Genomic DNA, 13020 nt, shown 5'->3' on the forward strand with positions numbered 1-13020 from the left:
ACGATGTTAACGCAGATGCAGATTCCCCATGCAATTCGAGTGATGGTGCTGTTACTGACAGCAAACGCTGCGTCTGCAAATGAAAAGACATGGGTTATTCTTAATAACGACTATAAAGGCTCAATCTTTCTTGATTTTCACTCCGGTAAACCCTGCCTGACGCGTCCTCTCCTTGAAGAGTGGGGCGTAAAATCCTCCGTGCTTGACAGGCTTCACTGGGACACCAGGGCATGTCTGAGCGCCGACTCGGCGAACGCCTTCGACCTCCAGTCCTGGTATCGTCCGGATGCCAGCCTGCTCACGCTTTTATTTCCCCAGGAGGCGTTTAATCCGCAGCAAAACGGGGTCAGCACCAGCCGCTGGGATGATGGAATTAATGCCCTGTTTGTTAACTATCGGCTGGACGTCAATAACCAACGTGCACAGTACCGTTGGGATACGCCGGGCACCGATGCAACGCTCGTGCTGGAAAACGGCCTCAACGTCGGACCATGGCGCATGCGCTACCAGAATACATTCTGGCGAGAGGCGGACCGCCAGCACGGCTCTTACAGCAATTCAGCCTCTGTCTGGCGCAGTATCACCTCTATGCGCTCCCGGCTTAACCTTGGCGACGGTTACACCTCATCTAACCTGTTCGACAGTATGTCCTATCGGGGGATTTCCCTGGCCAGCGATGAGGCGATGTTCCCGGATAGCTGGCGGCCCTATTCGCCGCTGATTAACGGCTATGCGCGCAGCGAAGCAGAAGTCACGCTTCGCCAGAACGGCGAGCGCGTCTATCGCATTCACGTCCCACCGGGACCCTTTGTTATCCGTGATTTTTATCCACCAGATTTACAGGGCAACCTTGAACTGACAATTCAGGAGAGCGACGGGAGCGAGCGTACCCGGTCCATTCCGTACTCGATCATGCCCAATCTGGTGCAGTATAAAATGTTCAGTTACGAGCTGGTCGCCGGGCGTTATAAACCCTTTCACGGCGTGGAGCTGGATAAAGATCGTTTCTGGCAGAGCACGCTCTCCTGGGGCGTCGCCCCGCGCGCTACCGTTTTTGGTGGCATACAGCAGGGCGAGAATTACTTCAGTCATGTTGTGGGTTTGGGCGGCAATATGGGCAAATGGGGAGCGTTGTCTGTGGATATACGTAACGCCCGTTACCGTCAGCAGGGCAAAGCGCTGAGCGGCAGCGTCGGGCGAATGCGTTATGCCAAAACATTTTTTCAAACCGAAACCAGCCTTAACGCCCAGCTTCAGTGGTACCCGCGCGGTAGCCAGTATCGTTCGCTTGAGGAGCGGTTAAACCGCGCCTCGGTGCTGGCCTGGGGTTTCGATGATGACACCACTCAGCGCGCCCTTGAGGGCCAGATTGAGCTGACGCAAAACTTCGATGAAAACTCGAGTCTGAGCCTCTCGTGGCGCTGGCTGAAATCACGCGCTCGCGAGGCGGGCAGTAACAGCCTCACCCTGAGCCTTGACGCCAGCTGGGAGGACGTCGATTTTTCGCTTTATGGCGGCTATGACCGCTACGGCGACTCTGCCCCTGAATCAACGCTGGGGTTTAACATCAGCATCCCCTTCAGCATTGGAAGCCATTTTACCAATGTGGGACTGGTTTCTGACCTCGCCAGCCGAAACAAGAATACCCATGGAATCAACGTCAATGGCTCGCTACTGGATGATTATAGCCTGCGTTATGACGTGACGGCGGAGCATAGCGAACACGGGAACGATGCCCTGAAAAGCAGTATCGGCTATCAGTACAACAGCGGGGAGCTGAACGTCAGTATGACCCGCAGCGGCACGCAACGTGATTATCATGGTGACGTCAGCGGCAGCGTGCTGTTATATCAGGAGGGGGTTGTCCTGGGCCAGACGCTGGGAAGCACTGCGGCACTGGTTCAGGTGCCAGGTTCGGCGAAGATTGGATTTTATAACCAGTTCGGTTCGACCACCAACGCAGAGGGCGATCTGCTGGTGAGTTACCTCACCCCCTGGCGAGTAAACCGCATCACGGTTGACAGCCTCAGCCTGCCAGAAGGGACCGATATGGATGTGAATGAGCTGGAGACCGTCCCCACTGACGGCGCAATTGTTAATCTGCGTTTTTTGAAACCGGAAAAAACAGCGTTTCGCTGACGGGATTATGGCGCAATGCCCCGGTGCCCGGCGATCCCTCAGCCACCTGGGAGGCTGAGGGCCAGTGCATCAGGCTTCAATATCCGCCATATCGCCTTTCTCCTGTAGCCAGTTACGTCGGTCTTCAGAACGTTTCTTGGCCAGCAGCATGTCCATCACGGCGTTGGTTTGCTGTTCGTCTTCATCGCTGATGGTCAGCTGCACCAGACGGCGGGTGTTCGGATCCAGCGTGGTTTCACGCAGCTGCATCGGGTTCATCTCGCCCAGCCCCTTAAAGCGCTGCACGTTCGGTTTGCCCTTCTTGCGTTTGAGCTGCTCCAGCACGCCCGCTTTCTCTTCTTCCGTCAGCGCATAGTAAACTTCTTTGCCGAGGTCGATACGGTACAGCGGCGGTAGCGCCACGTGGACGTGACCGTTTTTCACCAGCGTGCGGAAGTGCTTCACGAACAGCGCACAGAGCAGCGTGGCGATGTGCAGCCCATCGGAGTCCGCATCCGCGAGAATGCAGATCTTGCCGTAGCGCAGCTGGCTCAGATCGTCGCTGTCCGGATCGATGCCGATCGCCACGGAGATGTCGTGCACTTCCTGCGAGGCCAGCACTTCATCGGACGAGACTTCCCAGGTGTTCAGGATCTTACCCTTGAGCGGCATGATCGCCTGATATTCACGATCGCGCGCCTGCTTGGCCGATCCGCCCGCCGAGTCCCCTTCCACGAGGAACAGCTCGGTGCGGTTGAGATCCTGCGCGGTACAGTCCGCCAGCTTGCCCGGCAGCGCGGGGCCGCTGGTCAGCTTTTTACGCACCACTTTCTTCGCCGCGCGCAGACGACGCTGGGCGCTGGAGATGGCCATTTCAGCCAGCATCTCTGCGGCCTGAACGTTCTGGTTCAGCCACAGGGTAAACGCATCTTTCACCACGCCGGAAACGAACGCCGCGCACTGGCGCGATGACAGACGCTCTTTAGTCTGACCGGCAAACTGCGGATCCTGCATCTTCACGGAAAGCACGTAGGCGCAGCGGTCCCAGATATCTTCTGCGGAAAGCTTCACGCCGCGCGGCAGAATGTTGCGGTATTCGCAGAACTCGCGCATCGCGTCCAGCAGGCCCTGACGCAGGCCGTTGACGTGCGTACCGCCGAGCATGGTTGGGATCAGGTTGACGTAGCTTTCGGTCAGCAGCTCGCCGCCTTCCGGCAGCCACAGCAGCGCCCAGTCCACCGCCTCGGTGTCGCCTTCGAAATTACCGACGAACGGTTTTTCCGGCAGGGTCGGCAGGCCGTTAACCGCTTCGCTCAGGTAGTCGTTGAGACCCTTTTCGTAGCGCCAGCTCTGCTCGGTGTTGTTAACGTGATCCTTAAAGGTAATTTCCACGCCGGGACACAGCACCGCTTTGGCTTTGAGCAGGTGCGACAGGCGAGAAACGGAAAAACGTGGGCTGTCGAAGAAGCTTTCGTCAGGCCAGAAGTGGACGCTGGTGCCGGTGTTGCGTTTACCGCACGTCCCGACAACCTGCAAATCCTGCACCTTTTCGCCGTTTTCAAACGCGATGTTATAGACCTGACCGTCGCGACGGACGTTCACTTCCACGCGCTTCGACAGGGCGTTAACCACGGAGATCCCCACGCCGTGCAAACCGCCGGAGAACTGGTAGTTTTTGTTGGAGAACTTACCGCCCGCGTGCAGACGACAGAGGATCAGCTCAACGGCAGGGACGCCCTCTTCCGGGTGAATATCCACCGGCATGCCGCGGCCGTCGTCGATGACTTCCAGCGACTGATCGGCGTGCAGGATAACGTCCACGCGTTTGGCATGGCCTGCCAGCGCTTCGTCCACACTGTTATCAATTACTTCCTGGCCCAGGTGGTTTGGGCGCGTCGTATCGGTGTACATCCCCGGGCGGCGGCGAACCGGCTCAAGCCCGGTGAGTACCTCAATGGCATCAGCGTTATAGGTTTGCGTCATGATTTAAACTAGCAATTCGCATTGATTGTCAGTGGCTGTGCAGTCCAAGAAAATCGACAATCTGGGTGAAATGATCTTCAAAGCCCGTGAAAGCATGGTTTCCGCCCTCCTCTACAGTCTGGCGGCAGGATGCGTAATACGCCACTGCCTGGCGGTAATCCAGCACTTCATCTCCCGTCTGTTGCAGCAGCCAGATAAGATCGGGCGCTTCAAGCGGGTCGACCTGCATAACTTTGAGATCGTAAATATGGCGTGACTCTAGCACATATTGTTGGCCGGTGTAGGGGTTCTCGTTTTCACCGAGAAAGTCCCTTAACAGTTCAAATGGCCGGACCGCCGGGTTGACGACGACAGCGGGCAACATAAAGCACTGCGACAGCCAGGTGGCGTAGTAGCCGCCGAGCGACGACCCGACAACGCCAAACGATTCGCCGCCGTGTTCAAGCACAATCGATTCCAGCATCTCTGCCGCATCCGCCGGATAGGGGGGCAGCTGTGGAATAATCATCTCCACATGCGGATGATGTTCGCTCAGCCACTGGCGAAACTGCGTCGCCTTTGCGGAACGCGGTGAACTGTTAAACCCATGGAGGTAAAGGAGCGTTGACATCAGTAGCCTTCTGAAGCGGTATCCGGGCGGAATTCAGCCCCGGCCAGACGGCAAACTTCGGTGGTCAGCGTGCCGTCGGCATGCAGTTCCAGCCAGCGCCAGCCCGGCGCGATGGTATCCAGCGTGAAGTTGGCGCAATGCGGCTTAAACTGCACGCAGGTGGATGGCGTCGCGAGCAGGCGGCGACCGTTCCAGTCGAGATCCTGCTCCTGGTGAATGTGCCCGCACAGCAAATGCTTCACGCGCGGGAATTTCGCCAGCACGCTGTCCAGCGCCGCTGAATTGCGCAAGCTGTGCTGATCGAGCCAGCTACAGCCTGCCGGCAGCGGATGATGATGCAGTAGCAGCAGCGTATTGCGATCCGGCTCGGCGGCCAGTTTTGTCTCCAGCCAGTCAAGCTGATAGTCGCTCAACTCACCGTGCGGAACGCCAAACACCTGGCTGTCGAGGAGCAGAATTTGCCACTGGTCCCCCACAAAGACACATTTTGCCGGTGAAATCCCCGCGTCCTGAAGCGAACTGTACATGGCGGGCTGAAAATCGTGGTTGCCGGGTAGCCAGACGCAAGGCACGCTAAAGCTCGCAATCCCTTCAGCGAAATGCTGATAGGCTGCGGAAGATTGATCCTGCGCCAGATCGCCCGTCGCGACGATCAGATCGCATGGCCGGTTTTCAGCATGAATTGCGCTAAGCACCGCCTGATAACTCTCCCAGGTGTTCACGCCCAGCAGCGTCTCATGCTTTTCGGCAAAAAGGTGGGTGTCGGTGATTTGTAATATCCTGACTGGCGCCCCACCAGCAACAGTCAGGTTCAACAGGCTTTCCAAATGGTGTCCTTAGGTAGGTTTATGACGCTAACAAACCGGAATCGCCATTGCTCCATGTGCTAAACAATATCTTAGCCAGTCGGCTAAAAACTGGTTAATTTGATGCTTTTCGTCGCGTTGATGCAACTTTTTATTCGGGTAATCATACCGCGCTTTGAAGCGAAAGATCTGCTGGCTTGAACACACTTCAGCGACCATCGCATCGTGATAAAGACGTACCGTCATCGACGGCAGGCTCCAGTAGCTGATTTTCGGCGCCGTTTGCTCAATTTCCACCAGCGTAGTGTAGCGCGTTGATTCTGTTATCGTTAACCGATACTGGGCGTTGCTCACCTGATAGCTCACCGTTTCGCCGGGTGCGTCGTTTCGCGGCAGCAGGCGGCGCAGCTGTGCAAAATTGGTTTCGCACAGGCGCATCATTTCTGGGAAGTCAGGCGTATAGCGCTTCATTTTTTCCACTCGTTTCGTAAACTCTGATAGTGCAGTTGCAGCCATTGCAGGGCAATGACAGACGCTGCGTTGTCGATTTTCCCCTCTTCTACCCATTGGTAAGCCTGCTCCCGACTCACCACATGAACCCGAATATCTTCGTTTTCATCTGCCAGACCGTGGATCCCTTCCGCCGTCGTGGCGTCCACTTCGCCCACCATAATAGATGAACGTTCTGTTGTGCCGCCCGGGCTTGCCAGGTAGCTCAACACCGGTTTCGTCCGCCCCACCACCAGGCCCGCTTCTTCCAGCGCCTCGCGGCGAGCGACGTCCTCGACCGACTCACCTTCTTCAATCATCCCGGCCACCATTTCCAGCAGCCACGGGGTTTCGCTGGTATCATAAGCCGCAATGCGAACCTGCTCGACCAGCACAACTTCATCACGCACTGGGTCAAAGGGTAGCAACACAGCCGCATGCCCGCGCTCAAAAATTTCGCGTTTGATCTCACCGCTCATTTCACCGTTAAACAGACGATGCCTGAAACGGTAAAGTTCCATTGAAAAAAAACCGCTATAAAGCGTTTCTCGTGCAATAATTTCTACATCGTTTTTGGCGAAGGTGACAGGCACGTTTTCTGGTTTTTGCATCGGTCAAGTCCTGGTAGCAATGGTGATGAAATTGTGAATTTCAAGGCTGTTTGGCTGCCGTTTGTATGGCTATATGGTAGATTGGAGCAAATTACCGCCAGATGGCACGTTACGCCAACCTTTTGGTGTGGATGATTCTGTTAGAATCGGCAATTATTTTTAATTAGATCAGCGCTAATACTGCTTCACAACAAGGAATGCAAATGAAGAAATTGCTCCCCATCCTTATCGGCCTGAGCCTGACGGGCTTCAGTGCAATGAGCCAGGCAGAGAACCTGTTACAGGTCTACCAGCAGGCACGTCTGGGCAACCCTGATTTACGTAAATCAGCGGCCGATCGTGATGCTGCGTTTGAAAAGATTAACGAAGCACGTAGCCCACTGCTGCCGCAGTTAGGCTTAGGTGCAGATTATACCTACACTAACGGTTTTCGCGATAACAACGGCATCGACTCGAATGCCACCAGCGCCTCTTTACAGCTTACACAGACTCTGTTCGATATGTCCAAATGGCGTGAACTGAGTTTGCAGGAAAAGAGTGCGGGCATTCAGGATGTCACCTATCAGACCGATCAGCAAACGCTGATCCTGAATACCGCGACCGCGTATTTCCAGGTACTGAGCGCGATTGACGCCCTCTCCTACACCGAAGCGCAGAAACAGGCGATTTACCGTCAGTTAGATCAGACTACCCAGCGTTTCAACGTGGGTCTGGTTGCGATCACTGACGTGCAGAACGCCCGTTCACAGTACGATACCGTACTGGCTAACGAAGTGACCGCACGTAACAACCTCGACAACGCGCTGGAAGCTCTGCGCCAGGTCACCGGTAACTACTATCCTGAGCTGGCCTCTCTGAACGTGGACAGCTTCAAGACGGACAAACCGCAGGCGGTAAACGCCCTGCTGAAAGAAGCGGAAAACCGCAACCTGACCCTGTTGCAGGCACGCCTTAGCCAGGATCTGGCACGCGAGCAGATCCGCCTTGCACAGGACGGCCACCTGCCAACCCTGAGCCTGAGCGCCTCAACCGGCGTATCGGATACCAGCTACAGCGGCTCTAAAACGACGTCTCAGGCCTATGATGACAACAACATTGGTCAGAACAAAGTGGGCCTGAGCTTCTCCCTGCCGCTGTATCAGGGCGGGATGGTTAACTCCCAGGTTAAACAGGCGCAGTACAACTTTGTTGGCGCAAGCGAGCAGCTGGAAAGCGCGCACCGCAACGTGGTGCAAACCGTGCGTTCTTCCTTTAACAACGTGAACGCGTCTATCAGCAGCATCAACGCCTACAAACAGGCCGTTGTCTCTGCGCAAAGCTCTCTGGACGCGATGGAAGCGGGCTACTCCGTCGGTACGCGTACCATTGTTGACGTGTTAGACGCAACGACCACGCTGTATAACGCTAAGCAGCAGCTCTCCAGCGCACGTTACCAGTACCTGATTAACCAGCTGAACATCAAGCAGGCTCTGGGTACGCTGAACGAGCAGGATCTGCAAATGCTGAACAGCACGCTGGGTAAACCGGTTTCCACGTCGCCTGACAGCGTCGCGCCGGAAAATCCAGAGCAGGATGCCGCGGTTGATAACTTCAACGCTAACGGCAGCATGCCAGCAGCGCAGCCAGCGGCCGCGCGTAGCACGGCACCTGCAAGCAGCGGTTCTAACCCGTTCCGTAACTAAGCATTGCCCGATGGCGCTTCGCTTATCGGGCCTACTGAATCGTAGGCCGGGTAAGCGCAGCGCCACCCGGCGCAAAATCCCCCCGAACGTAAGCCAACGTAAAGATCCCCTGCATTTCGCCCCTCTTCGCTTCATTTTCAACCACTCATCCTCTATCCTGAGCGTTATTACCACTGGGTCCCGGAAGACAAATATGAAACGGACAAAAACGATGAATCACGCGTCGTTCCGCAAAAGCTGGAACGCACGCCACCTGACACCTGTCGCGCTGGCGGTCACTGCCGTCTTTATGCTGGCAGGCTGTGAGCAGAGCGACGAAACGGTCTCGATGTACCAAAACGCCGACGACTGTTCGGCTGCCACCGGTAAAGCCGCCGAATGTACAACGGCCTATAACAACGCCCTGAAAGAAGCGGAACGTACCGCGCCGAAATATGCCTCACGCGAAGACTGTGTCGCTGAATTCGGTGAAGGCCAGTGCCAGCAGGCGCCGGCTCAGGCGGGTATGGCACCGGAAAACCAGGCGCAGGCTCAGTCCAGCGGCAGCTTCTGGATGCCGCTGATGGCGGGCTATATGATGGGCCGTCTGATGAGCGGCGGTGCGGGCTATCAGCAGCAGCCGCTGTTTAGCTCCAAAAACCCGAACAGCCCGGCGTACGGCAAATACACCGATGCTACCGGCAAGGGTTACGGCGCAGCAACGCCGGGCCGTACGATGACCGTACCGAAAACCGCGATGGCACCAAAACCCGCAACCACCAGCACCATCACCCGTGGCGGCTTCGGTGAGTCTGTGGCGAAACAAACCACCATGCAGCGTAGTGCGGCCGGCTCTTCGACTCGCTCAATGGGCGGCTAATCATGGAACGAGTCAGTATTGTCGAGCGCCCGGACTGGCGCGAAAAAGCCACCGAATACGGTTTCAATTTTCACACCATGTACGGCGAGCCGTACTGGTGTGAAGACGCTTACTATAAGCTCACGCTCGCTCAGGTTGAAAAGCTTGAAGAGGTGACCGCTGAGCTGCACCAGATGTGCCTGAAGGTGGTCGAGAAAGTTATCGACAGCGATGCGCTGATGACCAAATTCCGCATTCCAAAGCACACCTGGAGCTTCATCCGTCAGTCATGGAAAACGAATCAGCCTTCGCTTTACTCTCGCCTCGATCTGGCATGGGACGGCGTCGGTGAGCCGAAGCTGTTAGAAAACAACGCGGATACGCCAACCTCGCTGTACGAAGCCGCGTTCTTCCAGTGGATCTGGCTGGAAGATCAGGCGAATGCCGGAAACCTGCCGGAAGGCAGCGACCAGTTCAACAGCCTACAGGAAAAGCTGATTGAGCGTTTCGCCGAACTGCGTGAACAGCACGGTTTCAACCTGCTGCACCTCGCCTGCTGCCGCGATACCGAAGAAGATCGCGGTACGGTTCAGTATTTGCAGGACTGTGCAGCCGAAGCGGAAGTGGCGACAGAGTTCCTCTATATCGAAGATATCGGTTTAGGTGAAAAAGGTCAGTTTACGGACATGCAGGATCAGGTGATCAGCAACCTGTTCAAGCTCTATCCATGGGAATACATGCTGCGCGAGATGTTCTCGACCAAACTGGAAGACGCCGGCGTGCGCTGGCTGGAACCGGCCTGGAAGAGCATTATCTCCAATAAAGCCCTGCTGCCAATGCTGTGGGAGATGTTCCCGAACCACCCGAACCTGCTGCCTGCGTACTTTGCCGAAGATGAGTTCCCGCCGATGGAGAAATACGTCGTTAAGCCGATCTTCTCCCGCGAAGGCGCGAACGTCTCCATTATCGAAAACGGTAAAACGCTGGAAGCGGTTGAAGGGCCATACGGTGAAGAAGGGATGATCGTCCAGGAGTTTTATCAACTGCCGAAGTTTGGCGACAGCTATACGCTGATCGGCAGCTGGCTTATTAACGATCAACCTGCCGGGATTGGCATTCGCGAAGATCGCGCGCTGATTACGCAGGATCTGTCACGGTTCTATCCGCATATTTTTGTTGAATAAGACTTGCCCGGTGGCGCTACGCTTACCGGGCCTACGCTCGACATGCAGGCCGGGTAAGGCGAAGCCGCCACCCGGCATGTTTTTACCCCACCTGCACCGACAGCATACTCAAACTCCCCATCTCAATGCCGTCGACCGGGATGGTAATCTCCTCCTGACCATCCCACGTGCCTAACACATACAGCAGCGGCAGGAAGTGATCCGCCGTGGGGTTAGAGAGCGAACCGCCTTCGTGATCCAGATAGTTCACTAGCGGATGCTGCTCAACCGGCCCCTGCCAGGCGAGGTTGTATTTCACATAGTTGTTAAAAGACGTCGCCCAGGGATACGGGGTATTCTCCCCGTGCCAGCGCGCCGTACGCAGGTTATGCACCACGTTACCGCTCGCGACCAGCATGATGCCTTCATCACGCAGGGTTGCCAGCTTGCGGCCCATCTCCATATGCCAGGCCGCTGGTTTGGTACTGTCGACGCTCAGCTGCACCATCGGGATATCGGCCTCGGGATACATTTTAATCAGGACGCCCCAGGAGCCATGATCAAAGCCCCAGGCTTCTTTATCCAGCGTCACCGGAACCGGTGCGAGCAGATCCACCAGCCGCTGCGCCAGTGCAGGGGAGCCGGGCGCAGGATAGTGCGTGTCATACAGGGCCTGCGGAAAGCCGCCAAAATCATGGATAGTTTTCGGCGCTTCCATGGCCGTTACGCCGGTACCACGGGTAAACCAGTGCGCAGACACCACCACAATCGCCTTCGGCCGCGGCAACGTCTCACCCAGGTGACGCCAGGTGCGGGTATAGACGTTATCTTCCAGAACGTTCATTGGGCTGCCATGGCCTAAAAACAGTGCTGGCATACGAGATGAAGACATGGTGATATCCTTACAGGAGGTGTCAATTTGATGGTTCTACATTACGCGCATTCAGGTGAAGATGAACGCAGATAACCGTGAAGATCATCATCAGGAAATTTGAATGTCAGATACAGCTTAAGGAGAGTGCATGTCAGTACCCTTGATTTTGACCGTACTTGCGGGTGCCGCGACCTTTATCGGCGCGCTCCTCGGCGTGCTCGGACAAAAACCGTCTAACCGCCTTCTGGCCTTTTCGCTGGGTTTCGCCGCCGGGATCATGCTGCTTATCTCGCTGATGGAGATGCTGCCCGCAGCCCTTCATACCGAGGGAATGTCGCCAGTGCTGGGCTACGGCATGTTCATCGTCGGCCTGCTGGGCTATTTTGCGCTCGACCGCATGCTGCCTCACGCGCACCCTCAGGATCTGATGCAAAAGCGCGCGGCTCCCCTTCCGGGCAACATCAAGCGCACGGCCATCCTGCTGACGCTCGGCATCAGCCTGCATAACTTTCCGGAAGGCGTTGCCACCTACGTCACGGCCAGCAGCAATCTGGAAATGGGGTTTGGCGTGGCGCTGGCGGTAGCCTTACACAATATTCCTGAAGGACTTGCCGTTGCCGGCCCGGTCTACGCGGCCACCGGTTCAAAACGGACTGCCGTACTCTGGGCAGGCGTTTCCGGCCTGGCTGAAATTCTCGGCGGCGTACTGGCGTGGCTGATCCTCGGCAGCCTCGTTTCGCCTGTGGTGATGGCTGCCATCATGGCGGCGGTGGCCGGGATCATGGTCGCGCTCTCCGTCGATGAGCTGATGCCGCTGGCGAAAGAGATCGACCCTAACAATAATCCCAGCTACGGCGTGCTGTGCGGCATGTCGGTGATGGGGCTCAGCCTGGTTCTGCTGCAAACGGCAGGTATAGGCTGACTCGGATGCCCTCATCAATGAGGGCAATTCTTTGATGCGCCCCGGCGCAGCCGTTGCATTTTACAATGTCTGCGACTCTGTATTTACAATTGGAAAATCAAGAATTTTTATGGATATTTTTAAGCGCAATATTTCCCAATTAAATTGCGCTTAAAAAGCCGCTGCTGCATGAAATATTAACCGGTTACGATAGTAATAAATTATATATTAACCTCATCTAAAAATATCTTTAAGTCTCATTAATCGCAAACACCTCCCTCATCCCGTTATACTTTGCGAGTATTCTGAAAATTAATATTCAGATTATGAATTCAATTGAAAAAGGATATTTTCATGTATATGGGTAAAAAAGTACTGTTAGCGGTTGCGATGGCTGCCATTGTTTCGGGTTCTGCTTTTGCTGAAGAACAGGGTTCAGGCAAAATCAAATTCAAAGGTGTGGTCATCGATGCGCCGTGCAGCATTGCACCAGACAGCGTTGATAAAGAAGTTGACCTGGGTGAAGTCACCACCGCCGTTATCAATGCCAACAAAAAATCAACGCCTGTTCCGGTCGATATTAATCTGGAAAACTGCCAGCTTGACGATCCGGCAGACGAGACCGACACGCCAATTACCAAAGTCGATGTCACCTTCACCAGCGCAGCAACGGACGCGACGGATACCAGCCTGATGAGCAACACCTATGCCAGCGGTGCTCAGAACGTGGGTGTGCGTTTGATGGATAACGCGGAGTCTAATATTACGCTGGGACAAGCTAACGAGATTGACCTGCTGCCAGGTTCAACCACGCAGACGCTGCATTTTAAAGCGCTTATGGAAGTCGCGGCAGGTAAAACCGCGACAGCAGGCCAGGTGGAAGCTACCGCTAACTATGTCCTGATGTACAAATAAAAACGTTGCATCACGGTATAAACCGACTGG

The 13020-nt window shown here is 55.6% G+C and carries 12 protein-coding genes; 6 read left to right on the forward strand and 6 right to left on the reverse strand.

Features of this window, described 5'->3' with window-relative positions; translation table 11 throughout:
• Positions 1–15 precede the first annotated feature (15 nt).
• Positions 16–2139, forward strand: coding sequence for a fimbria/pilus outer membrane usher protein (locus E0L16_RS04460; protein ID WP_131636406.1), 2124 nt, complete (start codon positions 16–18; stop codon positions 2137–2139).
• A gap of 69 nt (positions 2140–2208) precedes the next feature.
• Here the strand turns inward: E0L16_RS04460 and parE are convergent, their stop codons facing one another.
• Genes parE through nudF form a run of 5 tightly spaced genes read right to left on the reverse strand, consistent with a single transcriptional unit; the run spans position 2209 to position 6617 of the window.
• Complete coding sequence (parE, locus tag E0L16_RS04465) at positions 2209–4101, reverse strand: DNA topoisomerase IV subunit B (RefSeq protein WP_063451156.1); 1893 nt, start codon at positions 4099–4101, stop codon at positions 2209–2211.
• Between the two features lie 28 nt (positions 4102–4129).
• Positions 4130–4711 (reverse strand): esterase YqiA, encoded by a 582-nt coding sequence (gene yqiA / locus E0L16_RS04470; RefSeq protein ID WP_023306967.1) that lies wholly within the window; start codon positions 4709–4711, stop codon positions 4130–4132.
• Positions 4711–5538: a 3',5'-cyclic-AMP phosphodiesterase gene (cpdA, locus tag E0L16_RS04475; protein ID WP_063867725.1), complete on the reverse strand. Its 828-nt coding sequence runs from the start codon at positions 5536–5538 to the stop codon at positions 4711–4713. The genes yqiA and cpdA overlap by 1 nt, the downstream gene beginning before the upstream one ends.
• Before the next feature lie 27 nt (positions 5539–5565).
• Positions 5566–5988, reverse strand: coding sequence for a DUF1249 family protein (locus E0L16_RS04480; RefSeq protein WP_063451153.1), 423 nt, complete (start codon positions 5986–5988; stop codon positions 5566–5568).
• The gene (gene nudF, locus E0L16_RS04485; protein ID WP_102751121.1) at positions 5985–6617 is read right to left on the reverse strand and encodes an ADP-ribose diphosphatase; all 633 of its coding nucleotides are present in this window, start codon (positions 6615–6617) and stop codon (positions 5985–5987) included. Before nudF ends, E0L16_RS04480 begins: the two co-directional genes overlap by 4 nt.
• 203 nt (positions 6618–6820) lie before the next feature.
• On the opposite strand from nudF, the gene tolC reads away from it, so the two are divergent.
• The 3 genes from tolC to E0L16_RS04500 all read left to right on the forward strand — a co-directional run bounded on the left by tolC (position 6821) and on the right by E0L16_RS04500 (position 10321).
• Complete coding sequence (gene tolC, locus E0L16_RS04490; RefSeq protein WP_063867721.1) at positions 6821–8299, forward strand: outer membrane channel protein TolC; 1479 nt, start codon at positions 6821–6823, stop codon at positions 8297–8299.
• 193 nt (positions 8300–8492) lie between these two features.
• On the forward strand, positions 8493–9158 hold the full coding sequence (locus tag E0L16_RS04495; RefSeq protein WP_063867719.1) for a DUF1190 family protein: 666 nt from the start codon (positions 8493–8495) through the stop codon (positions 9156–9158).
• 2 nt (positions 9159–9160) lie between these two features.
• Positions 9161–10321, forward strand: a complete 1161-nt coding sequence (locus E0L16_RS04500) for a glutathionylspermidine synthase family protein (protein WP_107533828.1) — start codon at positions 9161–9163, stop codon at positions 10319–10321.
• 82 nt (positions 10322–10403) lie between these two features.
• Here the strand turns inward: E0L16_RS04500 and ygiD are convergent, their stop codons facing one another.
• Positions 10404–11192, reverse strand: a complete 789-nt coding sequence (ygiD, locus tag E0L16_RS04505; protein WP_131636407.1) for a 4,5-DOPA-extradiol-dioxygenase — start codon at positions 11190–11192, stop codon at positions 10404–10406.
• 130 nt (positions 11193–11322) lie between these two features.
• On the opposite strand from ygiD, the gene zupT reads away from it, so the two are divergent.
• Positions 11323–12096, forward strand: coding sequence for a zinc transporter ZupT (zupT, locus tag E0L16_RS04510; RefSeq protein WP_131636408.1), 774 nt, complete (start codon positions 11323–11325; stop codon positions 12094–12096).
• A gap of 333 nt (positions 12097–12429) precedes the next feature.
• Positions 12430–12990, forward strand: a complete 561-nt coding sequence (locus tag E0L16_RS04515; protein WP_063867712.1) for a fimbrial protein — start codon at positions 12430–12432, stop codon at positions 12988–12990.
• Positions 12991–13020: the final 30 nt, after the last annotated feature.

Origin of the sequence: Enterobacter quasihormaechei, from assembly GCF_004331385.1 — a bacterium.
GTDB lineage: Bacteria > Pseudomonadota > Gammaproteobacteria > Enterobacterales > Enterobacteriaceae > Enterobacter > Enterobacter quasihormaechei.